Here is a 25,741-nt window from a genome sequence, read left to right as displayed (position 1 = left end):
CACATGACTTTCAAAGGAGCCACCGTGCCGACCGTCAATGCCTGGGCCGCGACGTCCGCGACCGAACCGCTCGTCAAGACCACCATCGAACGCCGCGAACTCGGCCCGCACGATGTGCTCATCGAGATCAAGTACGCCGGCATCTGCCACTCCGACATCCACACCGTCCGCGGCGACTGGGGTCCGCAGCAGTACCCGCTCGCCCCCGGCCACGAGATCGTCGGCATCGTGACCGCGGTCGGCTCCGAGGTCGCGAAGCACGCCGTGGGCGACCGCGCCGGCATCGGCTGCCTGGTCGGCTCGTGCCGCGAATGCGAGCAGTGCCGCAAGGGCAACGAGCAGTACTGCCTCAACGGCATGGTCGGCACCTACGGCTCGGTCGACGCCGACGGCACCATCACACAGGGCGGCTACTCCACCCACATCGTCGTCGACGAGCACTTCGCGCTCCGCGTGCCCGAGGGCATCCCGTTCGAGGCCGCCGCGCCGCTGCTGTGCGCCGGGATCACCACGTATTCGCCGCTGCGCCACTGGAACGCGGGCCCGGGCAAGAAGGTCGCCGTCGTCGGCCTCGGCGGGCTCGGCCACATGGGCGTCAAGTTCGCCCACGCGCTCGGCGCCGAGGTGACTGTCCTCTCGCAGTCGCTGAAGAAGCAGGAGGACGGCCTCCGCCTGGGCGCCGACCACTACTACGCGACGAGCGACCCGGCCACGTTCGAAGCCCTCGCCGGGTCCTTCGACCTCATCGTGAACACCGTCTCGGCAAAGGTCGACATCGACGCCTACCTGCGGCTGCTCGCGGTGGACGGCGCGCTCGTGAACGTCGGCGCGCCGGGCGAGCCGCTGCCGGTGGGCGTGTTCAACCTGCTCATGGGCCGCAAGACCTTCGCGGGCTCGGCCATCGGCGGGATTCGCGAGACCCAGGAGATGCTCGACTTCTGCGCCGAGCACGGCATCGCCTCCGACGTCGAGGTGATCGCCGCCGACCAGATCAACGAGGCCTACGAGCGGGTGCTCGCCTCGGACGTCCGCTACCGCTTCGTCATCGACGTCGCGACCATGCAGTAAAGGCCCCAAGCAAAGCCGAACGCCGGGGCGCATCAACGCCCCGGCGTTCGGCTTTGTTACTGCTGCACTTCGACGGCGGGTGCGTCCTCCACCGGGGAGGCCATGTCGAGGAGGGCGAGCGCGTCCTCTTGGTCGCCGCCGGGCTCGGCGTAGTAGACGACCATGCGCAGGCCGTTCCCTCCGGCGAGCTCGAAGCCCTGGTAGCCGAGGGTGATGTCGCCGATGAGCGGGTGGTGGTAGGACTTGCGGCCGGTGGTGTGCGCGCGCACTTCGTAACGGTCCCAGAGCTTCGCGAACTCCTGGCTCTTCACGAGCAGCTCCCCCACGAGGGCCTGCAGGTCCGGCGCGTCCGGCTCCGTCCCGGCAAGCGCGCGCAGGCTGGCCACGCAGCCGCGCACCTGGTTCTCCCAGTCGGCGAAGAAGGCCTTCGCGTCCGGGTGCAGGAACATGTAGCGTGCGACGTTCTGCTTGTTCGCGGGCCAGTCCTCGATGCCGGGAAGGAGGCGCAGGCCGCCCGGGTTGGCGGCGAGCACGTCCATGTTGCGGCTCATCACGTACGCGGGGTTCGGGCGGAGCCGCTCGAGGATCTGCGCGATGCCGGGCGGGAGGGTCCGGTTGGGGGCCTTCGGGGCGTCGGATGAGCGGCGGGCGGCGCTGGTGGCGAGGTCGCGGAGGTGCTCGTGCTCGGTCTCGCCGAGTTTGAGGGCGCGGGCGAGCGCGTCGACGACCTGCGGGCTCGGGCGGGTCTCCTTGCCGCGTTCGAGGCGGGTGTAGTAGTCGATGCTCACGCCCGCGAGGGTGGCGAGTTCTTCGCGGCGCAGCCCGGGGGTGCGGCGGATGCCGGGGCCGGCGGTGAGGCCCACTTCGGCCGGGGTGATCTCCTCGCGTCGGGCGCGCAGGAACCGTCCGAGCGCGGAAGCGGCGCCGGGCTGCTGCGTAGTCGTCATGCCTCCAGTGTTCCACCGCCGCGACCTGGGCCGCCGCGGGTTGAGGGGCCGCGTTGCACCCCGGGAGCCGTTCGTCACCGCCTGACGGCGACGCGTGGCGCCCGTACATGAGAGTCGCGACACTCGATCGCGAACGGCCCGTTCTCCTACCGGTCGGGTTCGAGGAGGGCCGCGTAGAGGGTGAGTCCGGGGCCGAAGGCCAGTGCAACGACGGGCCCCTCTGGCAGCCCGGCGGCCAGGAGCTCCTGTAGGACGAGGAGCACCGTGGGCGAAGAGCAGTTGCCGTGTTCGGCGAGGACCTTCCGCGAGGTCGCGAGCGCTTCGGGCTCGAGTTCGAGGCCTTCGTCGATGGCGTCGAGGATGCGCGGGCCGCCGGGGTGGACGGCCCAGGCCGCGACGTCGCGCACGTCGTGGCCGTGGCGGCCGAGGAGCTCCTTGACAAGCGGGCCGACCTGCTCGGCGAGGGCGTCCGGGACCTCCGGCGACAGGCCCATGCGGAAGCCGAGGTCGGTGATGTCCCAGGTCATCTGGTGGCGGCGGGCGGTGTCGGTGCGGGAGTCGACGTCGATGACGCGCAGCCCCGGTGCGGTGCCGGGGCGCAGGACGAGCGCGGCGGCGGCGTCGGCGAAGAGGGCGTGGGAGACCATCTGCTCCGGGTCGATCGACGCGGGCTGCAGGTGCAGCGAGGTGAGTTCGAGGCAGAGCAGGACGGCAGGGCGGTCATGGGCCGCGACGTAGTCGGCGGCGGTGGCGAGGGCCGGGAGCGCGGCGTGGCAGCCGGTGTGTCCGATGAGGAGTCTCCGAGCGTCGGCGGGCAGCGGGAGCGCACGCGCGAGTTCGACATCGAGGCCGGGCGTGCGGTAGCCGGTGCAGGTGGCGACGGCGAGGAGGCCGATCTCCTCGGTGTCGGTCTCCGCGGCGGCGAGCGCGTTGCGGACGGCTTCGAGGCCGAGGGGCGGGGCGACCTCCCCGTAGCGGACCATGCGTTCGGCGGTGGTCCAGTCGGCGACGGCCTTGAACTCGGCCGGGTCGGTGGCGGAGTGGCGGGACCGCACGGCGGAGGCGGTGAAGATGCGCTGGGCGACGCGGCTGCGGGAGAACTGCCAGCGGAACACGTCCTCCCACAGCTGGTCCTGGCCGTAGGCGGGCGGCAGGGCCGCGCCGATCCCGGCGATGCGCGCGGTCACCATCGCGGGACCTCGGCATCGTGGTCGGGGTCTTCGCCGAGGGCGGCGACGCCGAGCCAGTCGGCGCACACGTCGGAGGTGGCCGGTTGCAGTGCGCCGCAGCGGGCGTCGCGGTAGAGGCGTTCGAGGGGGTGCCCGCGCCGGGACGCGGACGCTCCGGCGGCTTCGAGCAGTGATGCGGCCACTTGGACGGCGGTGTCGCCGGCGGTGAGCTTCGCGCGCCAGACCCATCGGTTGGTCTCGGGTTCGCCGGGGGCGGTTTCGATCCGGGCGGCGGTTTCGGCGACGACGAGTTCGGCGGCGGCCACGGCGTTGTCGGCGCGGCCGAGCCTTGCCCGTGCGGCGGGGAGGCGGCCGAGGCCGCGGCTGCGGAGGTGCTCGGCGGCGGCGTCGACGGCGGCGCGCGCGACGCCCGCGTACACGGCGGAGTAGGAGGCCACGAGCCATTGCGGCATCGCTTCGGCGATCATGAGCGTCAGGCCCTCGACGCCGCCGAGGAGCGCGTCGGCGTCCACTTCGACATCGAAGTGGACATCCTGGCTTCCGGTGGCGCGCATGCCGAGCGAGTCCCAGGTCTCCTCGATGCGGATGCCGTCCCCGGCGGGGACGAGGAAATAGGAGACCTGCGGTTCCTCGGCGTCGGCATCGCGGGCGGTGACGAGGTAGGCGTCGGCGTGCCCGGCGCCGGAGACGAACGCCTTGCTGCCGGTGATGCGGTAGCCGGAGTCGGTGCGGCGGTAGGCGGTCGTGGTCTTCGAGAGGCGCGAGCCGCTGCCGCGTTCGCTCATCGCGACGGCGTACAGGGCGCCGCCCGCGGCGGCTTCGAGGGCCTTGTCGCGGGCGTCGAAGGAGCTCTTCGGGGCGCCGAGGAGCCGCATCAGGTCGTCCGGGGTCTGCGCGAGCGCGCCGGTCACGGAGGCGTGCATGTTGAAGATGAGCGCCGTGGAGCCCGCGCCGCGCGCGAGCGCGGAGGCCACGCGCGAGTACTCGGCGAACGAGGCGCCGAATCCGCCGAGGCGTTCGGGCACCATGAGCCCGAACAGGCCCGCCGCGCGCAGATCGGCGAAGTCCGCCTCCGGGAACCTGCCGTGCTCGTCGTGGACGGCGGCGCGTTCGGCGAGGTGGGGGGCGAGTTCGCGGGCGAGCGCGAGCGCTCGTTCACCGTTGCTCTCTGCTGCATTCATGCGACTCAGTGTCCACGGAACTCCGGGCCCGATCAACCCTCAGCGATAACGCGGTGGATATACCAGTGTGGATCAGTAGGACGACGTCGATCAGGGCCACCAGCATCACGGCGCGGAACGCGGCCCTGGAGCGGGGCCGGTTGTCGAGGAGGAAGCCGACCACGAGAATGCCCACGGCGACGGGCACCGTGGCCAGCGCGAGCGGTGAGGGCGGGCCGTTCGGGCCGAACACCAGCAGGACGGAGGCGGTCAGGACCAAGGCGGCCGTGGCGAAGCGGCTGACCATGGGACCGAGGCGGTGCGGGAGGCCGCGCACGCCGGTGGCGGCGTCGTCGGCGAGGTCGGGCAGCACGTTCACGAAGTGCGCCGCGGAGCCGAGCGTCGCGGCCGCGGCGATGAGCCACGGCGGCGGGAACGGTTCGCCGTTGGCGAGGAACGCGGGCAGCAGTCCGAAGGAGACGGCGAAGGGCACCACGGAGAAGGCGGTGGCCTTGACGCCGAGGTCGTAGGCCCAGGCGGAGGCGAGGGCGGCGATATGGGCTGCCGCGGCGAGCGGTGCCGAGAGGAGTGTGAGGACCACGGCGGCGACCGCGGAGACGAGGAACGCGAGGCGCACGGTGGCGGGCCGGATCTCTTTGGCGGCCAGGGGCTTGTCGGTCCGGCCGACGCGCGCGTCGCGGTTCGCGTCGATGAGGTCGTTGAGCCAGCCGACGGAGAGCTGCCCGGCGAAGACCGCCGCGACCGCGACGACCGCGGATGCGGGTTCGCGGTCGGCGCCGATGGCGAGTCCGGCCGCGACGGCGGAGACGGCGACCGCGGGCAGCGGGTGGGAGGCCCGTACCAGCGCCCAGCTCGCCGCAACCTGCTTCACGGCCATCAGTGTGCCACGCTGGCGGGATGAGCGGAAGCCCCGAACGTCTGGCGCCCAATGATCCCGCGATGTACGACCGGCTCGCCGGGGAGTGGTGGCGGCCGCGAGGGGTGTTCGCGATGCTGCACTGGCTCGCGGCGGCGCGGGGCGCTCTCGTGCCGCCTGCGCGCGAGGGCGCAGTCCTCGTCGATCTCGGCTGCGGGGCGGGGCTCCTCGCGCCGCACCTGAAAGGCAAGGGCTACACGCACATCGGTGTGGACCTCTCGCTGGAGGCGCTGCGGCAGGCCGCCGAGCACGGGGTGCTGGGCGTCCAGGGGGACGTGCTGGCGGTGCCGCTGCCCGACTCGTGCGCTGAGGTGGTGGTGGCGGGCGAGATCCTTGAGCACGTGCGGGATCTCCCCCGCGCGGTCGCGGAGGCGTGCCGGCTGCTGCGCCCCGGCGGACTGCTCGTGATCGACACGCTCGCGGCGACCGCGGTGTGCCGCTGGCTCGCCATCGGCGTCGCGGAGCGCTTGCCGCGCATCGCTGTGCGAGGCGTTCATGATCCGGGCCTGCTGGTGGACCGCGAGACGCTCGTCGCGGAGTGCGCGAAGCACGGTGTGGCACTGGCGCTTCGCGGCATTCGCCCGAAGCTGACCGATGTCGCGGGCTGGCTCTTCGGCCGACGGGACGCGGTCCGGATGGTGCCGGTGCGGACGACTGCGGTGCTGTTCCAGGCGCGGGGCCGCAAGCGCGTTTAAAGGCTGTCCCGTAAGAATGGCAGGTCGCTGCGATCCTGCTGGTCGAGCTGTGGCTCAGCCTGTGAGGGTGAGGTTGTAGAGCCGTGCGACGCCGGACATTGCTTCAGCGACTCCCTCGCCGCGCAGGCGGCAGTCACGCAGCACGTTCCAGCGTTTCATCTTCGCGAAGGTGTGCTCGATCTGGGCGCGGACGTGCCGGTGGGAGGCGTTATGCGCTTCTTTCCAATCGATGAGCGGCTCGTCCTTGGCGATGCGTCGGTGTGGGATGACCGCGCGGGTGCCGGGGTAGCCGCCATCGGCGATGACGGTGGCGGTCCGGGTGGCGTGGTCGATGCCGGACTCAGCGAAGGCCTTGCAGTCGTTGCGGTTTCCGGGCAACGGCGTGCCGACAGCAACTATGAGCTGGGTGTCGGCATGGATGACCACCTGATGGTTGGTCGAGTACCGATAGTTCTTCGACTTCGCAGCCACGGATCGATCCCGGGTCGGGACAAGGGTGCCGTCCACGATAAGCACGGTCCCGGGCGCATAGCGCTGCCGGGACCGCATGGCTAGCTTCGGGGCAAGGTCATCGATGATGCGGTTCGCAGCGGATTTCGAGGTCCCGAACAGGACTGCGATTTGGCGGACCGTGAGGTTGGTGCGCCAGTAGGCGGCGACCAGCAGTACCCGGTCCTCGAAGGCGAGCTTCCACGGACGGCCTTTGGGCGGCGGTTCGGCACCCTCACCTCGCAACTGTCGCACCAGCTTCACGAACTGCCTCACCGACAAGCCGCTGAACAACTCGATCATGGTCTCGTCCGCTGCGCTGATCACTCCCGTCACGCGGGCATCATCCCATGTGTCCCAACGACATCCAGCCGGGTACTAACTCGGCGCCTGCGGATTTGCCTGCGTCGTTTCGGTCAGGATCTCCAAGACGCCAGGCATGAGTTTCAGTGAGCACTTCGGGCATGTCTCGATGAACGCGTCGGCAGCAGGGTATCGACGGTCGATGCCCGGCACGGGCACGGTGTGCTCCCACACCAGGCCCATGAATCGATGCGGGCAACCGGTGCGGCTGCGAACATCCCGGGCATCGGGGTGAATCGATTGGTGGTTGCAGACCACTGCGCCCAACATGCTGATCTCCGGGGCGCCGCCGCCGGCGACCAGTTCGTCGACGGCGGTCAGGTCACGGCCGTCGGGCCAGTACAGGACCGCCGGGAAGCGTTCCCGGCCATTGGTGAAGACGATGCGCCGGGCGATGTCGGAATCCAGCAGCGCGGATTCATCGTAGAGAAGCCCTGCGGCGCCCAAGCCTTGAGTCTCAACCAGGGATTCGAACCGGAACCCAGGCGGAAAGTAGTAGACGGTGATCTTCCGGTCCTGCAATCGTCCGATCAAGTGAGCGCCTCCATCTTGAGACCCGAACTCTATGCCGCGACCTCATCGGCAACGCCGCCCGTCAGCCAGGTCACGAAGACTCTTACGGGACAGGCTTTAGCCGCTGGTACGAACCGAACTCGCGTTGCGTTTGGGAGGGGTGTTGCACGGGTCTCATCGATGCGGCTATATTTGTTTGGTCATACCATTAAAAGAATGGCACCGGCAGCCAGCGCATATACCCCTTCTTGGCGTTCCAAGCCAGCCGAAAAATCTATCCCGGCAGCCTGTATCCCCCCAACGAAAGGCATCGCCATGGGCGACACCTCAAGCAACGTCCCCGCGTTCCGAATCCAGCGCCGCGGCCTGTTCCAGGCCGGCGCGGCGGGCGCGGTCGCCGCCTCCCTCGCCGGGTGCGCGGCACTCGACGAAGGACCGGACGGCACGGCGGCGGGGTCCGACGAGCTCGCCGATCTCCTGCCCACCTACACGCCGTACGAGGGCGGGATCGAGCCCGACCTCCCCGGCCAGCCCGACGGCACCGTCACGCCCGGCTTCCTGTCGCGACCGGCCGAGCCGGTCACGGCCGTCACCGAGCCCGTGATGACGACCGGCGAGGACATCACCGCGATCACTCCCCTGTGGAACCCGACGCCGCCCGGCCTGCCCGACAACTCGTACTTCACCGCGGTGAACGAGATCCTCGGCGGCACGGTCGTCTTCAGCATCGCCGACGGCAACAACTACCTCGACAAGATCACCACCACCCTCGCCAGCGGCGACGTGCCGGACATGTTCCAGATCCCCGGCTGGGAGATCGTGAACATCTCCGACTTCGGCGAGGCCGCGAACGAGCTGTTCGCCGACCTCTCCCCCTACCTCGCGGGCGACAAGGCCGCCAAGGACTACCCGCTCCTCGCCTCCTACCCCACGGCCGCATGGGCCATGGGCGTCTTCGGCGGCAAGCTCCTCGGCATCCCGTGGGAACGGTCGCCGTACACGAACGCCCTGTTCGCCCGCCAGGACATCCTCGACGAACTCGGCCTCGAGCACCCGACCAACCTCGACGAGCTGCTCGCGATCGCCGAAGAGGTGAACGACCCGTCGAAGAACCGGTGGGCGTTCGCCAGCCTTGACCAGACGATCCAGGAGGCCATGGGCGTGCCCACCCTCTGGAAGGTCGAGGACGGCAAGCTGGTCCACAAGTTCGAGACCGAGGCGTTCGCCGCCGCGATCGCGTTCACCAGGAACGCGTTCGACAAGGGCCTCGTCCACCCCGACTACGTGGCCGACCGCAACACGAACTCCAAGGAGATCATCGGCTCCGGCCAGGCCGTGTTCTACGAGGACGGCCTCGGCGCCTGGCACGAGATGTTCGCGACCTACCGCAACGTCGAGGGCTTCAACCTCCAGATCGTGAACCCGCTCGCCCGCGAGGCCGGGGCCACGCCCACCATCTGGCGCGACGACCCCGCCGGCATGTTCACCTTCATCAAGAAGGACCTCTCCGAGGAGCGCATCAAGGAGTGCCTGCGCCTCTCCAACTGGTGCTCGACCCCGTTCGGCACCGTCGAGGCCGACCTGGTCTCGGACGGCGTCGAAGGCGTCCACTTCACCGTCGACGCCGAAGGCGTGCCCCAGCGGACCGAACTGGGCCAGACCGAGGTCGCGCCGACCTACATGTTCCTCTCCGGACGGTCCAACGCGAACAACAAGTTCCAGTACCCCGGCATGGTCGAGCGGCTGCACGAGTGGGAGACCAACGCCGCGCCGTTCCTCGACCCCAGCCCCTTCCAGGGCCTGCGCGTCGAGATGCCCTCCGACCTCTCCGCCGAGAACGAGCCGATGAAGGACGCCCACCACGAGATCTACCGCGGCCAGCGCGACGTCGCCGCCTGGGCGACCATCGTCGACGACTGGCGCGCGAAGGTCGGCGACTCCGCCCGCGAGTACTACACCAAGGTCGCAGAGGACAACGACCGCCTGTGAGCGCTCCGACGATCGAGTCCCCGGCCCGCAAGGCCGGGGACACTCCGAAACGCACGGTGAAGCCGAAGGCGCACTGGCGGGAGCGGCTGCGCCGCGACTGGCCGCTGCTCCTCATGGCCGCGCCGATGATGATCCTGGTGTGGGGGTTCTGGTGGATCCCCACGCTGGGCAACGTGGTCGCCTTCCAGGACTACAAGCCGTTCACCGGCGGCATCCTCGGTTCGCGACTGGTCGGGTTCACCCACTTCCAGGTCCTGTTCTCCGATCCGGAGTTCACCCGGGCCATGCTGAACACGCTGGGGATCACCGCGTTCCAGCTGGTGTTCTACTTCCCGGTGCCGATCGCGCTGGCGCTGCTCATGCACTCCATCGCGTCGGAGCGGCTGCGGTCGATGCTGCAGAGCGTGGTGTACCTGCCGTACTTCTTCTCCTGGGTGCTCGTGATCGCGATCTTCCAGCAGATGCTCGGCGGGGCGGGGCTGCTCTCGCAGATCCTGCGCGCCAACGGGTTCGACGGCGTGGACTGGATGACCGATCCGGACACGTTCATCCTGCTGGTGACCTCGCAGGCGATCTGGAAGGAGGCCGGGTTCGGGGCGATCATCTTCCTCGCGGCGCTGGCCGCGATCGACCCGAACCAGTACGAGGCGGCGGCGGTGGACGGGGCGGGGCGCTGGCGCCGGCTCTGGCACATCACGCTGCCGGGCATCCGGCCGGTGATCGTGCTGCTGCTGATCCTGCGGCTCGGCGACGCGCTGAACGTGGGGTTCGAGCAGTTCTTCCTGCAGCGCAGCGCGGTCGGGTCGCAGGCCTCGGAGGTCTTCGACACGTTCGTGTACTACAGCGGCATCCGCACCGGCGACTTCGACTACGGGGCCGCGGCGGGGCTGTTCAAGGGCGTGGTCGGGCTCGTGCTGATCCTGGCCGCCAACAAGTTCGCCCACATGCTGGGCGAGCGGGGGGTGTACTCCAAGTCATGAGTTCTCGGAACCGTCCCGCATGGGAAGAGAAGCCGAGTGCCGCCGGGCTGGCGGCCAAGGGCGCGAGCATCGCGGTGATCGCGCTGCTGATCCTGTTCCCGCTCTATACGATCGCTTTGACGAGCCTGTCGAGCGGCGAGACTGTGAACCGCGTGGGCGGCCTCGTGGTGTGGCCGGGCGACGGGATCACGTTCAACGCGTACGAGCAGATGTTCCGCAACCCGGTGGTGCTGCGGTCGCTGGTGGTCTCGCTGGGGATCACGGCGGTCGGCACGGTCATCAGCGTCGTCGTCTCGATCCTCGGCGCGTACTCGCTGTCGCGGCCGGGCTCGTTCGGGCACAAGACGATCCTGTTCTCGGTGCTGCTGATGTTCGTGATCTTCCCGGGTCTCATCCCCGTGTACCTGTGGGTGAGCGCGATCGGGTTGCGCGACAACTACCTGGCGATCATCCTGCCGATGGCCGTGTCGGCGTTCAACGTGGTGGTGCTGCGGGCCTTCTTCATGAGCATCCCGCAGGAGCTGTTCGACTCGGCGCGGATCGACGGCGCCGGGGAGTTCCGGGTGCTGTGGCAGATCGTGACGCCGCTGTCGAAGGCGGTGATCGCGGTGGTCACGCTGTTCTACGCGGTGGCGTACTGGAACAACTGGTTCAACGCGTTCCTGTACCTCGACGACTCCGGGAAGTGGCCGCTCGCGCTGGTGCTGCGCACGTACGTGGTGGAGTCGGCGCCGCTCCCGCAGGCCTCGGGCCTGCAGGACGCGCCGCCGACGCTGGCGGTGAAGATGGCGATCGTGATGATCGCGATCATCCCCGCGCTGATCATCTACCCGTTCGTGCAGAAGCACTTCAAGAAGGGCGTGATCATCGGCGCGGTCAAGGGTTAGGGAGCAGTTCCTTGATGAGGCCCTCGACGCGGGCCTTGATCTCGTCGCGGATGACCCGGACGGGCGCGATGCCCTGCCCGGCCGGGTCGTCCAGCGTCCAGTCGAGGTAGCGCTTCCCGGGGAAGACCGGGCAGACGTCGCCGCAGCCCATGGTGATGCACACGTCGGAGGCCTCGACCGCGTCCACGGTGAGGATCTTCGGCCGCTGCGCGGCGATGTCGATGCCGACTTCGCGCATGGCCTCGACGGCGGTCGGGTTGACCTGGTCGGCGGGGGCCGATCCGGCGGAGCGCACCTCGATGCGGTCGCCCGCCAGGTGGGTGAGCCACCCTGCGGCCATCTGGGAGCGTCCGGCGTTGTGGACGCAGACGAAGAGGACGGAAGGCTTCTCAGGCATTCGCGGTGTTCCTTTGCGGTCGGGCGGTGAAGTAGCGGCGGGCCCACAGGCTCACGTAGACGAGGCCGACGAGCACCGGGACCTCGATGAGCGGGCCCACCACCCCGGCCAGGGCCTGGCCGGAGGCGGCGCCGAAGGTCGCGATCGCGACGGCGATGGCGAGTTCGAAGTTGTTGCCCGCGGCGGTGAACGCGAGCGTGGTGGAGCGTTCGTAGTTCAGGCCGATCCCCTTGCCGAGGGCGAAGGACCCGGCCCACATGACCGCGAAGTAGGCGAGCAGCGGCAGCGCGATGCGCACGACGTCCATGGGCTGGCTGAGGATCGCCTCGCCTTGCAGGGCGAAGAGCACCACGATGGTGAAGAGCAGTCCGTAGAGCGCGAACGGGCCGATGCGGGGCAGGAACGTCGCCTCGTACCAGTCGCGGCCCTTGCGGCGCTCGCCGATGCGGCGGGTCAGATAGCCCGCGGCGAGCGGGACGCCGAGGAACACCGCGACGTTGAGGGCGATCTCCCAGCCGGAGACCTCCAGGCCCGTCGAGTCCAGCCCCAGCCACCGGGGCAGCGCGTCGAGGTAGAGCCAGCCGAGCGCGCCGAAGGCGATGACCTGGAAGACCGAGTTGAGTGCGACGAGCACGGCGGCGGCTTCGCGGTCGCCGCAGGCGAGGTCGTTCCAGATGATGACCATGGCGATGCAGCGGGCGAGGCCCACGATGATGAGGCCGGTGCGGAACGCGGGCAGGTCCGGGAGGAAGACCCAGGCGAGGGCGAACATGAGCGCCGGGCCGACGAGCCAGTTCAACACGATCGAGGAGACGAGGAGCCGCTTGTCGGCGGTGACCGAGTCGAGCTTGTCGTAGCGGACCTTGGCGAGCACCGGGTACATCATGAGCAGCAGCCCGGCGGCGATCGGGAGCGAGACGCCGCCGATCTGGACCGCGTTCAGCGCCTTGCCGACACTGGGGATCCACTGGCCGAGCGCGATGCCGGCGACCATGGCCGCGCCGATCCATACGGGCAGGTACTTGTCGAGCGTCGAGAGCCTGACCTGCACCGGGGAGTCGGCCTCGGCCTCGGCGACGGCGCTCACGCGGCGGCCTCCTGCGGGACGGCGAGCACGGTCGAGAGCAGGCCGAGCGCTTCGGGCCGGGCGCGGTAGTAGACCCAGGTGCCGCGGCGTTCGGCCGAGACGAGCCCGGTCTCCTTGAGCACCTTGAGGTGGTGGGAGATGGTGGGCGCGGTGAGGTCGAACGCGTCGGTCAGGTCGCAGACGCAGACCTCGCCGCCCGCGTGGGAGGCGATGAGCGAGAGCAGGCGCAGCCGCACCGGGTCGCCGAGGGCTTTGAAGGACGGGGCGAGCCGCTCGGCCTGACCGGCGCTGAGCGGCTCGTTCACGAGCGGCACACGACAGTCGTCCAGATCGCGTCTGGCGATGTGAACAGGTTGCTTCGACATGCGCCTATTTTGGCACACGTCTAATCAAGCGGCGATCGCCCCTGTCGCCCTCGCTCGAGGGCGTGCTCCAAGAGGCGGGCCGTCACGGTCTCGAGCGGCGCATCGGTGTCGATCTCGAGGGTCGCCCCGGCGCGCAGGAGCGGCTCGACCTCGGCCTGGTCGCGAAGGGCCTGCTCAAGTTGCCCGGGGGCCTTCCCGTAGTCGTTGCCGGAGCGGCCGAGGAGCCTGCGCCGCACCACTTCGGTTGCGGCGCTGAGCAGGACGATGCGGTCGAAGTCAGCGTAGAAGAGGCCCTGGTTGGGGACGCAGCCGCTCACGAAGAGCGGGTCGCCTCCAGCGTCCAGCAGTCGCCGGAGGCGCGCCTCGTTCCAGACCCAGCCGGGTTCGGCGGTCGGCTTCGGCGGCTCCACGTCAGGAGCGGGCGAGCAGTAACCGCCGAAGTCGGTGTCGATCGCCGCGTACCCGAGCGCCGCCAGCGCTCCGATGACCGTGGACTTGCCGACACCCGACACTCCCGTGATGAACACCCGCCTCATCCGCCCAAGCTAACAGGCGGATCAGCCGCAGCAGCCCTTGCTCAACTGGGGCAGCTCGACGCGCTCGCCGGCGCGGCCCTGCAGGACGCCCGTGGCGAGCCCGCGGGCGCCGACCGCCACCGACTCCTCCACCGCGGTGCCGCAGCCCGTGCCGCATCCGGAGTCGGCCGGGGCTTCGGCCGAAGCGCCGCAGCAGCCTGAGCCCTCGCTCGAGTCGGCGATGCTCGTGGCATCGAGCGCCCGGCTCGAGGAGCAGACGCCGGTCTCGGGAAGTTCCAGTTCGACCCGGTCGGCGGCCTCGCGGTCACCCGCCAGCGCGGCCGCGATGGAACGGACCTGCTCGTAGCCGGTGACGAGCAGGAAGGTCGGGGCGCGGCCGTAGCTCTTCACTCCGGCGATGTAGAAGCCTTCGTCGGGATGGGCGAGGTCGGCCTCACCGTGGGCGGGGACGGTGCCGCAGGAGTGGAAGTTCGGGTCGATGAGCGGCGCGAGCTTCACCGGGGCTTCGACCGTGGCGTCGAGGTCGAGGCGCAGTTCGCGCAGTAGCTCGAGGTCGGGGCGGAAGCCGGTGGCGGCGGCGATGCTGTCGACCTCCAGCCGCACGGCGAGGCTGCCGGTCTGCCCGTTGACCGCGACCGAACCGTCTGCGGCCGTGGTGAATGCGTCGATCGTGAAGCCGGTGACGAGTTCGACGGCGCCGGATTCGACGAGCGCCTTGAGTCGCGTGCCGATCGTGCCGCGGGCGGGGAGCGCGTCGGCTGAGCCGCCGCCGTAGACCTTGGCCGCGCTGCGGCCCCGAATGGCCCAGGTGATCTCGGTGCCCGGCTCGGCTTCGGCGAGTTCGGCCAGGAGCAGCAGCGTGTTCGCGGCGGAGTGGCCCGCGCCGACCACGAGGGTCCGCTTGCCCGCGAACCGCTCGCGGTCGCGTCCGAGCACGTCCGGGAGCGGGCCGACCTGCCAGGGGGCGTCGGCGGTCTCGCCGGCGGCGGGCAGGCCGTTGGCGCCGAGCGGGTTCGCTCGGCCCCAGACTCCGGAGGCGTCGATCACCGCGTCGGCGATCACGTCGGACCATTCGCCGGCTTCGTTCACGGTGCGCAGCAGGTAGGCCCGGCCTTCGCGTCCGAGGCTGTGGGTCTTGTCGGCGCCGAGGCGGGCCACGCCGGTGACGCGGGTGCCGTAGCGGACGTGGTCGTCGAGCGCGGCGGACAGCGGCTCGAGGTACCGGCCGATGAGTTCGGCGCCGGTGGGCAGGCCGTCGGCGTCGGGCTCGGTCCAGCCGGCCTCTTCGAGTAGTCGCCTTGCGGCCGAGTCGATGTCGAAGCGCCACGGCGAGAAGAGGCGGACGTGGCCCCACTGGCCGATCGCGGCTCCGGCGCCGGGGCCGGCTTCGAGGACGATCGGGGTGATGCCGCGTTCGAGCAGGTGGGCGGCGGCCGCGAGGCCTACGGGGCCGGCGCCGATGACGGCGCAGGTCTTGGCGGGGCGGCGAGTGGCGAGAGACATGAGGACCTCCTTGTGGTGGTCGCGCCGATCGCGATCACATCAACGGAGATAATTGATACCAGTGATTGCTGTTGATAGCAAGTTCTGTGGTTTACTTGTTGCATGAGCCGCCTGATCGAGATCGAGCTGACCGACGTCACCGCCGAGCCCGACGAGAAGCTCGTCGAACGCGCCCGGGACCTCGCACCGCAGTTCAAGGCCCTCGCCGATGAGAACCGCCTGGCGATCGTGATGCTCCTGTCCGAGCGCGACCGCACGGTGCGCGAACTCACCGAGGCGACCGGGCTCGCCCAGACCCTCGTCTCGCACCACCTCGCGCCACTGCGCGAACTCGGCCTCGTGACCGTGACCCCTAAGGGCCGCAGCAACATCTACGCCCTGTGCTGCGACGCCTTCACCGGCCCGATGCGCGCACTGGCCGGCCTCTCGACTGCCACCCAGGCCAAAGGCTGCTGAGACACGCGAAAGGGGCCCCGCATCAACGCGATGCGGGGCCCCTTCGGGGTTCGTCAGGCCGCGAGTGCCGCCAGGGCGATCGTGTGGCCGGTGTGCTGGACCTTCGCACTGAGGTAGCGGACGTTGCTCTCGGTTGCGAAGACGCCCGTGGGCACCGTCGCGGTCACATCGGCGCCCAGCTCGCGAAGCTGGCGCGCCTTGTCCGGGTTGTTCGTCAGCAGCTCGAATGCCTCGACGCCGAGTGCCTCGAGCATCTGGGCGGCGGCGGTGTAGTCGCGGCCGTCCTCGGGCAGGCCCAAGGCGGCGTTGGCCGCGTAGGTGTCGAGGCCGTCGTCCTGCAGGGCGTAGGCGTCGAGCTTGTTGTACAGGCCGATACCGCGACCCTCTTGACGCAGGTAGAGCAGCACGCCGCCGCGTTCGCTGATGCGTTCGACGGCTTCGCGGAGCTGGGGTCCGCAGTCGCAGCGGGCCGAGCCGAAGACGTCGCCGGTGAGGCACTCGGAGTGCATCCGCACGAGCGGCGCCGCGCCCGGGGCGGGGTGGCCGAGGCTGCGCCCAGAAAAGACCAGCGCCAGGTGCTCCTGGCCGTCGGCGAGGCCTTTGAAGGTGACGGCCTCGGCGGTGGTCTCGTAGCCATCGGCGAACGCAAGCGGGATGGTGACGCGGGTGCGGACCGCGGCGGTCGCGTGAACGGTTTCCATGTCGTCTCCGATGCTCGAACCGTTTCAAATTTGAACTGCTCGCACTAAGGTACTATTGAGTTCAAATTTGAACAAGGAGATAGGCTGGAGGCATGGGTCACACGAATTGGTTGAACGACGAAGAGATGCAGGCGTGGATCGCGTTCATCTCGGCGGCGACCCTCGTCGACCGCGAGCTCGATCAGCAGCTCAAGGAGGACATGGGGCTCTCGCACCTCCAGTACACGATCCTGATGACCCTCAACCGGGCCGAATCGGGCGCGCTGCGCATGACCGAACTGGCCGAGCGGCTCATCAACTCCAAGAGCGGCCTGACCTACCAGATCGGCCAGATGGAGAAGGCCGGCCTCGTCACGCGCCGCCAGTGCGAGTGGAGCAAGAGCGGCGTCCTCGCCGAGATCACCGACGAGGGCCGCGCGACGCTCGAGCGCGCCGCCCCCGGGCACGTGGAGGCCGTGCGCGAGATCTTCATCGACGTGCTCAGCCCCGAGGAGCGCAAGGCCATGGCCGACGGCCTCGGCAGGGTCCGCGACCGCATCGCCGAACGCAAGCAGGGCGGCACCTGCTGGTAACCGCGAAGCAGCGCATCTCGTTCCTGAATGCCTGCGGCTAAAGGAATTTCACGAGGAAGTCCAGAGTATGCCCGACCTCCGGGAGGTCCGGCGAGTGATTCAAGTGCCCATGCGTCATGCCCAGCGCCAGATACGACTCGACCGGCACGCCGACCTCGCGGAGTTGGCGCTCGAGCAGATCGGCCGAGGCGCGCAGGTCGTCGTACTCCGAGGCCGCGATCCGAGCGGGCGGCAGGCCGTCGAGCCGGGCCGCGCCCGGCAGGGCGTCCGCGGGCACGTCGCTGATGCGGCCCACATAGTTCCGCACCATGCCCTCGACCCCCTCGGGCGTGAACCGGAACGGCATCGCCGCCATCTCGACGCTCATCTCCGGGCTCAGCGTCGGGTTGGGGTAGTGCGCGAAGGGGTAGGCGAGCAGGAGTGCGTCCGCCGCTCGGCCGCCGGTGTCCCTGGTGCGCAACGCGGTCGCGAGGGCCAGGGCGGCACCGGCGCTGGCGCCGCCGATCGCGATCGGCGCGCCTTCGGGCAGCGGCTGCTGGCACCACCAGTTCCAGGCGGCGTGCACGTCGTCGATCGGTACCGGGTATCTGGTCGTGCCGTCGGCGAGGCGGTATTCCACTGACGCCACCGCGACGCCGGCGCGGCGGGCGAATTCGATGCTCGCCACGTGGGCCTCGTGCATGTCGAGGTCGCCGTGGCTGAAGCCGCCGCCGTGGCACCAGAGGATCGCGCCGCCGGCCCCGCCTTCGGGACGGTAGAGGCGCAACGGGATCGGACCATGGGGGCCGTCGATCACGATGTCCTCGATCGCGACTCCGGTGGCGTCCCAAGCGAGGGCGTCGCCGATGTACTCCTGCAGGAACGCGTGGGCGAGCGCGCCCTTCTCCTCGTCGGTCCCGCCCGGGGCGGTGGCCGCCTCCATGCCCGCGGCCATCTTGGTGAAGTACTCGTCGACCGGCATCGTCGCCTCCTTGGATCAGTGCAGCACTTGCATCATCGCGTGCGTGCCGCTGACCCGCCAATCCGGGGAACCGGTTTCCAACTCACTGAGACGCTTTGGCGGGATGCCGACGGCGAGATCGGACTTCGCGGTGCGCAGTGCGGCCACGTCTCCGGGGAAGTAGTCGACGACCTCGCCGAAGGGCGTGGCGGCGTCCCACTCGCGATCGCCGACGAGGCGCCGGTAGTTCAAGTCGCCCTTGAGGATCACGAGTTTCGCGGCCCGGAAATCGCCCGCGAGGCCGGGAGGCAGGTGTCGGTAGGTACTGGGCAGCACGTAGAAGCCGTGGGTGCGCAGGCGCAGCCGCTCGGCGCGGATCGCGTCGCGGAGGCGTTCGGCGAGCCCCTGGACCGGCTTGTTCGGGTTCGCGGCGAGTGTGTCGAGGGTGGCGAGCAGATCGCGGCCGGTGGCGTCGGAGACGAAGTACGGGTGCGGTTTGAGGTGGAGTTCGACGTGCGCGGTCTCGAGGATCGCGTCGATGAGGGCGAGGTCGGCGGTGAGTTCGCGTCCGGCGTTGTCGGCCACCACGATGACCGGCCCTTCCCCGGGGCCGTCGACGAGGTCCCAGATCGCGGCGCTGTCGTCGACGATGACATCGCTTTGCCCTGCAATGGAACTGGTAGTGCGGAAGCCGAGGTCGGCCTGGTTGCCCCAGAGGCTCGCCGTGAGGAGCGCCCGGCGGCGCTCGTCGGGCTCGCGTTCGGCAAGGGCCGCATAGGCGTCGAGGTCGGATCGGATCTCCTCCCCCGCGAGCTGCGCGTGCTTCTGGGGCGCGAAGAGGTCGACGCCCCCCCAGGGACTCTCGGCCTCGAAGTACTCGGTGGCCTCGAGCAGGCGGCGGTAGAAGTACGACTCGGCCCACAGGAACGGCAGTTCGCTCCAGGGCCTGCCCGCGCACCCGGCGATCTGGGCCTCCCAGGACGGCGTGTTCGGGCCCGGCGGGACCGCGCTCGGGACGGTGCCGTTCAGGGTCTCGGCGAGCAGGTTCTCCAGGCGCGCCTGGATATGCGCCGGGTACGGGAAGTCGCGGAGGAGGTTCTCGATGAGGACCGGGTGGCGCTCGTGGAAGACCGAGCGGCTGAAAGAGCCGGGCCGGTCGATGCCGATGCGCGGGGGCAGGTCCAGGCGCTGGTCATCCGCCATTGCGGCTCCGTTCGTTCGCGGTGGTGCCGACCAGCGCGGTGATCGCGGGTCGGAGGCGTTCGTCCAGGTCCTCGGCGGTGAGCACGAGGTGGTGGAGGGTGCCGGTGAGGGCCAGCGCGACCGCTGGGGGGTCGACTGTGGAGGCGAGGCGGCCGAGGCGGTGTTCGGCTTCGAGGTAGGCGGCGGCGGCCCGCTCGATCGCGTCGAGGGCGGTGTCGTCGCCGAGCACGTCGTGGATGCGTTGGGCCGGTTCGGGCCGGAGGACGAGGAGGCGGGCGAGGGCGGCGAGTGTGTCGCGCGGGATCGCGAGCAGGGTGTCGGCCAGGTTGGCGGCGATGTCGCCGGTTCCGGCGCGGTCGGCGAGGGCCCCGGCGGCGGCGATGACGACGAAGGAGCGGTCGACGGCGTAGGCGGCGAGGAAGTCGTCGAGGTCGGTGAAGTGGGCGTAGAGGAGTCCGGCGGCGACGGCGGCTTCGGTGGTGACGGCGCGGCCGCTGAGCTTGCCCGGGCCATCGCGGAGGATCACGCGCTCGGCGGCGGTGAACAGCTGCTGCCGCAGCTCGGGGATGGCGACTCCTCTTGGCACGGGCACCAGTGTATCGGCCCGGCGAGGTGGCCTCGACCCGAGTTTGAACAATCGTTCATACTAGGAATGAACACATGATCAAACTAGGTGGAGGCAAGATGGCGGAGAACGGGAAGCGCACGGCGATCGTGGTCGGCGCGGGGATCGCCGGGCTGGCGGCGGCCCTGCGGCTGCATCGCGCAGGCTGGCACGCGGTCGTGGTCGAGCGCGCGCCCGCACGGCGCAGCAGCGGGTACATGGTGAACCTGATCGGCGGCGGCTTCGACGCCGTCGAGCGGCTGGGTCTGCTGCCCGAGTTGGCGAAGCGCGACCTCGGATCGTTCACCTCGGTCCTCGTCCGGGCCGACGGCTCGACGAAGTTCACGGTGCCGCAGGCGATCGTCGAGGCCGCGCAGGGCGCGCGGGCGATGTCGGTGTTCCGGGGCGATCTGGAGGCGGTGCTCTTCGAAGCGGTCGCGGACACGGCCGAATTCCGCTTCGGCACCACCGTGACCGCCGTTGCGCAGCAGGCGAACGGCGTCACCGCGACACTCAGCGACGGTGCTGCGTTGCAGGCGGACCTGCTCATCGGCGCGGACGGCCTGCATTCGAGCGTCCGCAGGATGGTCTTCGGCGAGGAGTCGCGATTCAGGGTCGACCTGGAGCACATGGTCGGGGCCTTTCCGCTGCACCGCGTCCCGAACGGCCTCGCCGAGGGCAGCGGCACCACGTACATCGGCCCGCACCGCACTGCGGCCGTCATCAACTTGGGCCCCGGCCGCTCGTCAGCGTTCTTCGCCTACCGCAGCGCCGACGCCGAAGCGGACTTGCGCCGCGGGCCCATCGCTTCGCTCGGTGACGCGTTCGGGGGCTTGGGCGGCGGGGTGCCCGACGCACTGGACCAGCTCCGGGGGGACCCGGGCGGCGCGTACTTCGACTCGGTGAGCCAAATCCGCATGGACGCCTGGAGCAGCGGCCGGGTCGTGCTGCTCGGCGACGCCGCGTGGTGCGTGACGCTCTTCGCCGGGTACGGTGCGGGCCTGGCGCTCTCGGGCGCGGACGAGCTCGGCGCGGCCCTGGAACGCCACGAGGTCCCGGCGGCGCTCGCGGACTGGGAGTCGCGGCTGCGCCCGGAGGTTGCGAAGCGGCAGGCCTTGGCGCGCAGGGGCATCGCGCAGTTCGCGCCGCCCACGAGGTTCCACGTCTGGATGAGCGACATGATGATGCGCTCGATCGCATTGCCCGGCATCCGCCAGCTGGTGCAGCGTGCGATCAAGAACGCACGTTGAACCTCGCGAACGTCAGTCGAAGAGGTCCCGCTCGGCCGCGACGGCGAGCGCCTCGACCAGGAGCACCGGGCGCTGCAGGAGCGACTCGAGGGTCGTCGCGACTTCCCCGAGCGCCTCGCGGTCGGTGCCGTAGGCGCAGAACATGCTGCTCTCGCAGTCGAACCGGAAGCGTTCCAGCAGCGGGCCCTGCTCGATCAGAGCGGCGTGCACCGCCGACTGCCAGTCGTAACCGGAGCCCTCGAGCCCGTGAGCGGCGAAGACCTCCGCGAGGTGGGAGTCGGCCGGACCGCCGGGACTGTAGATCACCGAGTCGCTGGTGTCGCCCTCTACGAAGGTGACGTTGGGGAAGCGCGCGAACTCCGGTGGTTCTGACATGCCCGAAAGCCTAGCGGGCATGACCGACATCGTGCAGCGCAACCAAGGCGCGTACACCCGGGGAGGTAGACCGGATCGACCACTGAGGCCGGACGACCGGCGCACGCCGAAGCCATACGCTCGGATCAAAAGCTACTGCTCTTTTGAAGGGAGCACTTCATGTCGACTCGAATCCTGCGACACGCGGCCACCGCGGCCGCGGCCGTCCTGTTCGGTGCGCTCGCGTTCGCCGCGCCCGCCGCCGCCGCCGGAGGCTACGGCATCCAGGACCGCGGCCCGTCGATCGCGGCCGACCTCGTGGCTCTGCTCGGCGTCGCCGCCGGCGCATTCGCGCTGGCCCTCACCCGCGGCCGGTTCGGCGGCGGGTCCGGGCGCATCGGTTCCATAGCGGCCATGGGGGCCGGACTGGTCGGGATCGTCATCGCGGTGTGGGCGCGGGCCTTGAGCGCAAGGAGTGAAGAGTGTCGGCCTCGAAGTATCACCGCCGGTTCCCTGAGGAGTTCAAGGCCGATGCGGTCCGGATGTACCTGGAGAACCCGGCCGCGACCTATGCGTCGGTGGCCAAGAATCTCGGTGTCTCGTCCGAGACGCTGCGCAACTGGGTGCAGCAGCACCGTAAGAAGCAAGGCGAATCACCCCGCTACCAGGCGCCGACCAGCGAGAACGAAGGTCTCGTAGGCTCCGACGCCGTGATAGCCGAGGAGAACCGGAAGCTGCGCGCCGAGAACGAGCGGCTCCGGCAAGAGCGCGACATCCTGCGCAAGGCCGCGAAGTTTTTCGCGGGCGAGACGAACTGGTGAGCCGCTTTCAGTTCGTCGATGAGTACCGCCACGAATTCAGTGTGAAGCGGCTGTGCGAGACGCTCGGGGTCTCTCGGCAGGGCTACTACCAGTGGCAGGGCCGCGCTCCGGCGCGTGCGGCGAAAGCCGCCTCCGATGCCGCGGCGACCTCACGGATCAAGGCCGCCCACGAGGCCAGCCGGGGCGTCTACGGATCGCCCAGGATCACTGTCGAGCTGCGCTCGGCCGGCGAGGCCGTCAACCGCAAGAGGGTGGCCAGGTTGATGCGCCGGGCCCGGATCGAGGGGGTTCGGCTGCGGAAGCGTCGCAGCGCTCCGGCGTCGGAGCCGGCCGGACAGGTCGTGCCCGACCGCCTCGGACGCGATTTCACCGCACCCGAATCGAATCGGCGCTACGTCGGTGACATCACCTACCTGCCGCTGGAGGGCGGCTCGTTCCTCTACCTCGCGACCGTGCTCGACCTGCACTCGCGACGCCTGGCCGGGTGGGCGATCGCCGATCACCAGCGAGCCGACCTGGTCGAGACCGCGCCGCGCCGCGCGCACTTCGTGCGCGGCTCCATCTCGGGAGCGATCTTTCACGCCGATCACGGCACGCAGTACGTCTCTGCCCAATTCGCCCAGGCCTGCAAGGACCTCGGGGTGCTCCAGTCCCGGGCCGCTGTCGGTTCCTCCGCCGACAACGCTCTGGCCGAGTCGTTCAACGCGACGCTCAAACGCGAAGTCCTGCAGGGACGCCGGACCTTCGTGAGCGCCTTGGAGGCCCGCTTCCAGGTCGAATCCTGGATCGGCGACTACAACACGACCCGGCGACACTCATCGCTGGGCTACGCCTCACCGATCGACTACGAACATCAGCGAGCTAACCTAGCCCGCGCCGCATAGGACGGTGTCAACACCAAAGGGGAAAGCCCCAACCCGTCCGGGGCAGAGATGACCTGGAGGTTCACGCCGTGCCGGTGATGCTTGCCCGACCAGAACAGGTCGACGCCCTTGGTGGGGCCTTCGACCTGGGCGCGGGTGGTGGGGATCAGTGTCCCGTCGAGCCCGATGTGTCCGTCGCCGGCCTCGCGAGAGGCATCGATCGCCGCTTGCAGGCCCGGCGCGGCTGCGGCCAGGACTTCCAGGCCTTCCCACAAGTACTCATAGGCGGTCGATTTCGGCAGGGCGTTGTCGGCGGCGAGTTGCCTGATGCGGGTGCCGTCGATCAGGAACCGGAGTGTGAACACCGCGTGCGCCCAAGGCGTCAGACGCCTGGTGCCCTTGCGGGTCCCAATGACGCGGCGGTGACCTGCAAGGCGGCGGGCGAACCAGTCGCAGGCGGCCCGGTCGACCGGCAGCACGGCGGTGTATGCCACCATCGAAGACACGAAACCTCCTGTGTTGAGCCTTCCAGCCTCCACCAGGAGGTTTCCTTCTGCCCCACCACCCACTTCCCCTGGAACAGGGCTATCGCGAAAGCTACCAAGCTTTCCGATATCTGACTAGCGGCTCCGATCCGAGCCAGAACAGGCCGCCGGGAGCATCTGCGACGCCCTTTCAACTAAGCCCCACGGTGTACTCGCTTCCGCGACGCTGACTGCTGCTTCGCAGAGGCCGCGGGGACGGACGGTGAGCAGGGTGACCGCTCCCTGATCCGGCGCAGGCCAGTGGCGATCGAGGTGCCGATTTCGACGGCGAGGTCGCGGGTACCAGAAGCTTCCTGCACACCGAGGATCCGGGGAGTGAGCCTTACGGCAAGGTGAATACCTTACGGGGGTGGGTGGGAACGTCTGCGTCATTCCGCTTATCCTGTCCGAGATGTACCGTCCCTCGCAACTGGTAGTTGCCGACGTAACGAAGCGCTACGGCGCCCAGCTCGTGCTCGACCGGGTCGTTTTCACCGTCAAATCCGGCGAGAAAGTCGGCGTCGTCGGTGACAACGGCTCGGGCAAGTCGACGCTCCTGCGCCTCTTGGCGCGCGTCGAGATGCCCGACAACGGTGAGGTCATAGTCGATTCGCCGGACGGCATCGGCTACCTGCCACAGCAGATCGATCTGCCGGACCGGCGGACCGTCGCCGACGCTATCAACCTCGCACTGGCCGATCTGCGGCGAATCGAAGAGGCGATGCGTGCAACCGAACGCGTCCTGGCCTCAGGGGACGGCGCAGCCGCCGAGCAGTACGCCGAACTCCTGCAGCGCTTCGAGTCACGCGAAGGCTGGGACGCGGACCTGCGGGTCGAAGTCGCCTGCGCGCACCTGGGGATAGGCGGCATCGATCGCGACCGGCGGCTCGGGACGCTCTCAGGGGGAGAACGCTCACGCCTCATGCTGGCCGCGACCCTCGCCTCTCGTCCCGCGCTGCTCCTGCTCGACGAGCCCTCCAACGACCTCGACGACGCCGCGGTCACCTGGCTGGAGGCCCAACTTCGCGACTGGCCCGGAACCGTGGTCGCCATCACCCACGACCGGGCGTTCCTCGATGCGCTCACCGACACGATCATCGAAGTGGCCGACCGCAAAGTCCACCGCTACGGGAACGGCTACGAGGGGTACCTCACCGCGAAGGCGGTCGAACGGCGTCAGGCCGCCGAGGCGTACGAACGTTGGAGGACGGAGGTGGACCGCCAGCGGCAGATCGCCGAAGCCAACGCGGGCAACATGGCCGCGATCCCCCGCAAGGTCCCCGTATCCCGACTCGCACCGGTCCGCAGCAGCGCCCGCGGCGCGAGCAGTCGCATCAAGATCGCGAAGCGGCGGCTCGAGCTGCTGCACCGGAACCCGGTGCGGCCACCGGCGAAACCGCTCCAGTTCAGGGCTGACCTCGCCACGTCGGGCGCCGCCGCGGCGATGGTGTTGCGCGAGGTTCGCGTTGGTGAACGCCTTCACGTGCCGGAACTGGTCGTAGCGCACGGCGAGCGCATCCTGATAACCGGACCCAACGGCGCAGGGAAGACCACGCTCCTTCGGGTGATAGCGGGCGAACTCGAACTCGAAACCGGCGCAATAGAACACAGCGGGAACGCAGGGCACCTGCGGCAGCACGCGGCACCCGATCACGACCGCAGGTCGGTGCTCCGGGCCTTCGCCGCAGACCGGATCGGCACCCTCGAAGAGCACGCCGAAGCATTGTGGCGCCTGGGCCTGTTCGAAGCCGAGCATTTCGGCCGCCCGGTGCACGACCTGTCCTGGGGGCAGCGCCGCCGCCTCGAACTCGCCCGCTTGGTGACCGAGCCGGTTGATCTGCTGCTGCTGGACGAGCCGACCAACCACCTCTCACCAATGCTCGCCGAAGACCTCCAGGTGGCACTGGACGACTACGACGGCACCGTCATCCTCGTCACCCACGACCGTCGACTCCGCGAGTCCTTCCAAGGGCGCCTCTTGACAATGGAGGCTGGAACGATCACCGGAGGACGCTGACAGATCCGCCTTCGATTCCCCCTTATTGATCCGAAACTTATTGGTTGAAGGTTGGGTTCGATCGTTGGACTCGGTCGGCCCAATCTGCAGCATCGGCGGCGAGCTTGGGGAGCACGGAGGGCGTCTTGTAGTCCTCGAATCGGTCGATTGGCACCCAGCGGCAGTCAACGATTTCGTCCTCGGCGACGGTGAATTGTCCGGAGCCGCGCGTGGCACCCGGATGGGCAACGCGGGCGACGTACACGAAGTCGATGTGATGGTGAGGGCCAATGTGTTTGTCTTCGGTAGCTACCTCGATGATGCGCCATGGCGGGATGAGGGCCGTGACGC

At 69.5% G+C, this 25,741-nt stretch carries 27 protein-coding genes and 3 pseudogenes; 12 read left to right on the top strand and 18 right to left on the bottom strand.

The features are described 5' to 3' along the window. The first annotated feature begins 24 nt into the window (after positions 1-24). The gene (locus tag O1R50_RS25525) at positions 25-1,068 is read left to right on the top strand and encodes an NAD(P)-dependent alcohol dehydrogenase (protein WP_270113080.1); all 1,044 of its coding nucleotides are present in this window, start codon (positions 25-27) and stop codon (positions 1,066-1,068) included. Between the two features lie 56 nt (positions 1,069-1,124). On the opposite strand, the gene O1R50_RS25520 is transcribed toward O1R50_RS25525, so the two are convergent. The 4 genes from O1R50_RS25520 to O1R50_RS25505 form a co-directional block, all read right to left on the bottom strand. Continuing rightward, positions 1,125-2,015 (bottom strand): helix-turn-helix transcriptional regulator, encoded by an 891-nt coding sequence (locus O1R50_RS25520; protein ID WP_270113079.1) that lies wholly within the window; start codon positions 2,013-2,015, stop codon positions 1,125-1,127. A gap of 146 nt (positions 2,016-2,161) precedes the next feature. Beyond that, positions 2,162-3,205, bottom strand: coding sequence for a type III polyketide synthase (locus tag O1R50_RS25515; RefSeq protein ID WP_270113078.1), 1,044 nt, complete (start codon positions 3,203-3,205; stop codon positions 2,162-2,164). Further along, on the bottom strand, positions 3,199-4,386 hold the full coding sequence (locus O1R50_RS25510; RefSeq protein WP_270113077.1) for an acyl-CoA dehydrogenase family protein: 1,188 nt from the start codon (positions 4,384-4,386) through the stop codon (positions 3,199-3,201). Before O1R50_RS25510 ends, O1R50_RS25515 begins: the two co-directional genes overlap by 7 nt. Next, positions 4,361-5,263 (bottom strand): UbiA family prenyltransferase, encoded by a 903-nt coding sequence (locus O1R50_RS25505; protein WP_408612816.1) that lies wholly within the window; start codon positions 5,261-5,263, stop codon positions 4,361-4,363. The genes O1R50_RS25510 and O1R50_RS25505 overlap by 26 nt, the downstream gene beginning before the upstream one ends. A 20-nt stretch (positions 5,264-5,283) precedes the next feature. Here O1R50_RS25505 and O1R50_RS25500 point away from each other — a divergent pair, with 20 nt between their 5' ends. Then, positions 5,284-5,997 carry a methyltransferase domain-containing protein gene (locus O1R50_RS25500; RefSeq protein WP_270113075.1) on the top strand — a complete coding sequence of 238 codons (714 nt, stop codon included), beginning with the start codon at positions 5,284-5,286 and terminating at the stop codon, positions 5,995-5,997. A 54-nt stretch (positions 5,998-6,051) separates the two neighbouring features. On the opposite strand, the gene O1R50_RS25495 is transcribed toward O1R50_RS25500, so the two are convergent. Next, positions 6,052-6,822 carry a transposase gene (locus tag O1R50_RS25495; RefSeq protein WP_270113074.1) on the bottom strand — a complete coding sequence of 257 codons (771 nt, stop codon included), beginning with the start codon at positions 6,820-6,822 and terminating at the stop codon, positions 6,052-6,054. A 42-nt stretch (positions 6,823-6,864) separates the two neighbouring features. Continuing rightward, entirely contained in the window at positions 6,865-7,383 is a 519-nt protein-coding gene (locus tag O1R50_RS25490) for a hypothetical protein (protein WP_270113073.1), read from the bottom strand. Between the two features lie 294 nt (positions 7,384-7,677). On the opposite strand from O1R50_RS25490, the gene O1R50_RS25485 reads away from it, so the two are divergent. From O1R50_RS25485 to O1R50_RS25475, 3 genes are read left to right on the top strand one after another with little or no spacing between them, the layout of a single operon-like run. Continuing rightward, positions 7,678-9,351, top strand: coding sequence for an extracellular solute-binding protein (locus O1R50_RS25485; protein WP_270113072.1), 1,674 nt, complete (start codon positions 7,678-7,680; stop codon positions 9,349-9,351). Continuing rightward, complete coding sequence (locus O1R50_RS25480; protein ID WP_270113071.1) at positions 9,348-10,331, top strand: ABC transporter permease; 984 nt, start codon at positions 9,348-9,350, stop codon at positions 10,329-10,331. The genes O1R50_RS25485 and O1R50_RS25480 overlap by 4 nt, the downstream gene beginning before the upstream one ends. Further along, positions 10,328-11,218: a carbohydrate ABC transporter permease gene (locus tag O1R50_RS25475; RefSeq protein ID WP_270113070.1), complete on the top strand. Its 891-nt coding sequence runs from the start codon at positions 10,328-10,330 to the stop codon at positions 11,216-11,218. The genes O1R50_RS25480 and O1R50_RS25475 overlap by 4 nt, the downstream gene beginning before the upstream one ends. On the opposite strand, the gene O1R50_RS25470 is transcribed toward O1R50_RS25475, so the two are convergent. Genes O1R50_RS25470 through O1R50_RS25450 form a run of 5 tightly spaced genes read right to left on the bottom strand, consistent with a single transcriptional unit; the run spans position 11,208 to position 15,106 of the window. Continuing rightward, positions 11,208-11,615: an arsenate reductase ArsC gene (locus O1R50_RS25470; RefSeq protein WP_270113069.1), complete on the bottom strand. Its 408-nt coding sequence runs from the start codon at positions 11,613-11,615 to the stop codon at positions 11,208-11,210. The two genes, O1R50_RS25475 and O1R50_RS25470, sit on opposite strands and share 11 nt — an antisense overlap. Then, positions 11,608-12,702: an ACR3 family arsenite efflux transporter gene (gene arsB / locus O1R50_RS25465; protein ID WP_270113068.1), complete on the bottom strand. Its 1,095-nt coding sequence runs from the start codon at positions 12,700-12,702 to the stop codon at positions 11,608-11,610. The genes O1R50_RS25470 and arsB overlap by 8 nt, the downstream gene beginning before the upstream one ends. Next, complete coding sequence (locus O1R50_RS25460; RefSeq protein ID WP_270113067.1) at positions 12,699-13,067, bottom strand: ArsR/SmtB family transcription factor; 369 nt, start codon at positions 13,065-13,067, stop codon at positions 12,699-12,701. The genes arsB and O1R50_RS25460 overlap by 4 nt, the downstream gene beginning before the upstream one ends. 20 nt (positions 13,068-13,087) lie before the next feature. After that, entirely contained in the window at positions 13,088-13,603 is a 516-nt protein-coding gene (locus tag O1R50_RS25455; RefSeq protein ID WP_270113066.1) for an AAA family ATPase, read from the bottom strand. A 21-nt stretch (positions 13,604-13,624) separates the two neighbouring features. Further along, positions 13,625-15,106 (bottom strand): FAD-dependent oxidoreductase, encoded by a 1,482-nt coding sequence (locus O1R50_RS25450; RefSeq protein WP_270113065.1) that lies wholly within the window; start codon positions 15,104-15,106, stop codon positions 13,625-13,627. 102 nt (positions 15,107-15,208) lie between these two features. On the opposite strand from O1R50_RS25450, the gene O1R50_RS25445 reads away from it, so the two are divergent. Then, on the top strand, positions 15,209-15,562 hold the full coding sequence (locus O1R50_RS25445; protein WP_270113064.1) for an ArsR/SmtB family transcription factor: 354 nt from the start codon (positions 15,209-15,211) through the stop codon (positions 15,560-15,562). Between the two features lie 53 nt (positions 15,563-15,615). Here O1R50_RS25445 and O1R50_RS25440 read toward each other — a convergent pair whose 3' ends face one another. Beyond that, a complete protein-coding gene (locus O1R50_RS25440) occupies positions 15,616-16,263 on the bottom strand; it encodes a GTP cyclohydrolase II (protein ID WP_270113063.1) in 648 nt (215 codons plus the stop codon). A 92-nt stretch (positions 16,264-16,355) separates the two neighbouring features. Here O1R50_RS25440 and O1R50_RS25435 point away from each other — a divergent pair, with 92 nt between their 5' ends. Further along, the gene (locus O1R50_RS25435; protein ID WP_270113062.1) at positions 16,356-16,835 is read left to right on the top strand and encodes a MarR family winged helix-turn-helix transcriptional regulator; all 480 of its coding nucleotides are present in this window, start codon (positions 16,356-16,358) and stop codon (positions 16,833-16,835) included. Between the two features lie 37 nt (positions 16,836-16,872). Here O1R50_RS25435 and O1R50_RS25430 read toward each other — a convergent pair whose 3' ends face one another. Genes O1R50_RS25430 through O1R50_RS25420 form a run of 3 tightly spaced genes read right to left on the bottom strand, consistent with a single transcriptional unit; the run spans position 16,873 to position 19,564 of the window. Next, positions 16,873-17,796: an alpha/beta hydrolase gene (locus O1R50_RS25430; RefSeq protein WP_270113061.1), complete on the bottom strand. Its 924-nt coding sequence runs from the start codon at positions 17,794-17,796 to the stop codon at positions 16,873-16,875. A gap of 15 nt (positions 17,797-17,811) precedes the next feature. Continuing rightward, positions 17,812-18,978, bottom strand: a complete 1,167-nt coding sequence (locus O1R50_RS25425) for a damage-control phosphatase ARMT1 family protein (RefSeq protein WP_270113060.1) — start codon at positions 18,976-18,978, stop codon at positions 17,812-17,814. After that, on the bottom strand, positions 18,968-19,564 hold the full coding sequence (locus tag O1R50_RS25420; protein WP_270113059.1) for a TetR family transcriptional regulator: 597 nt from the start codon (positions 19,562-19,564) through the stop codon (positions 18,968-18,970). Before O1R50_RS25420 ends, O1R50_RS25425 begins: the two co-directional genes overlap by 11 nt. Before the next feature lie 74 nt (positions 19,565-19,638). On the opposite strand from O1R50_RS25420, the gene O1R50_RS25415 reads away from it, so the two are divergent. Further along, positions 19,639-20,832, top strand: a complete 1,194-nt coding sequence (locus O1R50_RS25415) for an FAD-dependent oxidoreductase (protein WP_270113058.1) — start codon at positions 19,639-19,641, stop codon at positions 20,830-20,832. Between the two features lie 12 nt (positions 20,833-20,844). Here the strand turns inward: O1R50_RS25415 and O1R50_RS25410 are convergent, their stop codons facing one another. Then, positions 20,845-21,207 carry an Imm51 family immunity protein gene (locus tag O1R50_RS25410; RefSeq protein WP_270113057.1) on the bottom strand — a complete coding sequence of 121 codons (363 nt, stop codon included), beginning with the start codon at positions 21,205-21,207 and terminating at the stop codon, positions 20,845-20,847. 159 nt (positions 21,208-21,366) lie between these two features. On the opposite strand from O1R50_RS25410, the pseudogene O1R50_RS26595 reads away from it, so the two are divergent. From O1R50_RS26595 to O1R50_RS25405, 3 genes and pseudogenes are all read left to right on the top strand, one after another. Continuing rightward, positions 21,367-21,648, top strand: a pseudogene (locus O1R50_RS26595) (DUF6223 family protein); the annotation flags it as partial. Positions 21,649-21,728: 80 nt separating this feature from the next. After that, positions 21,729-21,878 (top strand): annotated as a pseudogene (locus O1R50_RS26200) (transposase); the annotation flags it as partial. Then, on the top strand, positions 21,839-22,891 hold the full coding sequence (locus tag O1R50_RS25405) for an IS3 family transposase (protein ID WP_333490282.1): 1,053 nt from the start codon (positions 21,839-21,841) through the stop codon (positions 22,889-22,891). The pseudogene O1R50_RS26200 and the gene O1R50_RS25405, both read left to right, overlap by 40 nt. Here the strand turns inward: O1R50_RS25405 and O1R50_RS25400 are convergent. Next, positions 22,861-23,376, bottom strand: coding sequence for a hypothetical protein (locus O1R50_RS25400; RefSeq protein WP_270113056.1), 516 nt, complete (start codon positions 23,374-23,376; stop codon positions 22,861-22,863). The genes O1R50_RS25405 and O1R50_RS25400 overlap by 31 nt on opposite strands. 430 nt (positions 23,377-23,806) lie before the next feature. Here O1R50_RS25400 and abc-f point away from each other — a divergent pair, with 430 nt between their 5' ends. Then, complete coding sequence (gene abc-f / locus O1R50_RS25395; RefSeq protein ID WP_270113055.1) at positions 23,807-25,411, top strand: ribosomal protection-like ABC-F family protein; 1,605 nt, start codon at positions 23,807-23,809, stop codon at positions 25,409-25,411. 37 nt (positions 25,412-25,448) lie between these two features. On the opposite strand, the pseudogene O1R50_RS25390 reads toward abc-f, so the two are convergent. Then, positions 25,449-25,741, bottom strand: a pseudogene (locus O1R50_RS25390) (hypothetical protein); the annotation flags it as partial.

The sequence above is a fragment of the Glycomyces luteolus genome (genome assembly GCF_027622875.1).
GTDB lineage: Bacteria > Actinomycetota > Actinomycetes > Mycobacteriales > Micromonosporaceae > Glycomyces > Glycomyces luteolus.
The sequence above is the reverse complement of the archived record's forward strand: the minus strand, read 5'-3'. Positions and strand labels throughout refer to the sequence as shown.

What these genes read in the sequence shown, in the direction of transcription:
- O1R50_RS25430 (WP_270113061.1), bottom strand. Translation starts at nt 17,796, where the DNA reads ATGCCGGTCGACGAGTACTTCACCAAGATGGCCGCGGGCATGGAGGCG.
- O1R50_RS25460 (WP_270113067.1), bottom strand. Translation starts at nt 13,067, where the DNA reads ATGTCGAAGCAACCTGTTCACATCGCCAGACGCGATCTGGACGACTGT.
- O1R50_RS25440 (WP_270113063.1), bottom strand. Translation starts at nt 16,263, where the DNA reads ATGGAAACCGTTCACGCGACCGCCGCGGTCCGCACCCGCGTCACCATC.
- abc-f (WP_270113055.1), top strand. Translation starts at nt 23,807, where the DNA reads ATGTACCGTCCCTCGCAACTGGTAGTTGCCGACGTAACGAAGCGCTAC.
- O1R50_RS25485 (WP_270113072.1), top strand. Translation starts at nt 7,678, where the DNA reads ATGGGCGACACCTCAAGCAACGTCCCCGCGTTCCGAATCCAGCGCCGC.
- O1R50_RS25435 (WP_270113062.1), top strand. Translation starts at nt 16,356, where the DNA reads ATGGGTCACACGAATTGGTTGAACGACGAAGAGATGCAGGCGTGGATC.
- O1R50_RS25515 (WP_270113078.1), bottom strand. Translation starts at nt 3,205, where the DNA reads ATGGTGACCGCGCGCATCGCCGGGATCGGCGCGGCCCTGCCGCCCGCC.
- O1R50_RS25415 (WP_270113058.1), top strand. Translation starts at nt 19,639, where the DNA reads ATGATCAAACTAGGTGGAGGCAAGATGGCGGAGAACGGGAAGCGCACG.
- O1R50_RS25475 (WP_270113070.1), top strand. Translation starts at nt 10,328, where the DNA reads ATGAGTTCTCGGAACCGTCCCGCATGGGAAGAGAAGCCGAGTGCCGCC.
- O1R50_RS25425 (WP_270113060.1), bottom strand. Translation starts at nt 18,978, where the DNA reads ATGGCGGATGACCAGCGCCTGGACCTGCCCCCGCGCATCGGCATCGAC.
- O1R50_RS25455 (WP_270113066.1), bottom strand. Translation starts at nt 13,603, where the DNA reads ATGAGGCGGGTGTTCATCACGGGAGTGTCGGGTGTCGGCAAGTCCACG.
- O1R50_RS25510 (WP_270113077.1), bottom strand. Translation starts at nt 4,386, where the DNA reads ATGAATGCAGCAGAGAGCAACGGTGAACGAGCGCTCGCGCTCGCCCGC.
- O1R50_RS25450 (WP_270113065.1), bottom strand. Translation starts at nt 15,106, where the DNA reads ATGTCTCTCGCCACTCGCCGCCCCGCCAAGACCTGCGCCGTCATCGGC.
- O1R50_RS25410 (WP_270113057.1), bottom strand. Translation starts at nt 21,207, where the DNA reads ATGTCAGAACCACCGGAGTTCGCGCGCTTCCCCAACGTCACCTTCGTA.
- O1R50_RS25505 (WP_408612816.1), bottom strand. Translation starts at nt 5,263, where the DNA reads ATGGCCGTGAAGCAGGTTGCGGCGAGCTGGGCGCTGGTACGGGCCTCC.
- O1R50_RS25520 (WP_270113079.1), bottom strand. Translation starts at nt 2,015, where the DNA reads ATGACGACTACGCAGCAGCCCGGCGCCGCTTCCGCGCTCGGACGGTTC.
- O1R50_RS25445 (WP_270113064.1), top strand. Translation starts at nt 15,209, where the DNA reads ATGAGCCGCCTGATCGAGATCGAGCTGACCGACGTCACCGCCGAGCCC.
- O1R50_RS25470 (WP_270113069.1), bottom strand. Translation starts at nt 11,615, where the DNA reads ATGCCTGAGAAGCCTTCCGTCCTCTTCGTCTGCGTCCACAACGCCGGA.
- O1R50_RS25500 (WP_270113075.1), top strand. Translation starts at nt 5,284, where the DNA reads ATGAGCGGAAGCCCCGAACGTCTGGCGCCCAATGATCCCGCGATGTAC.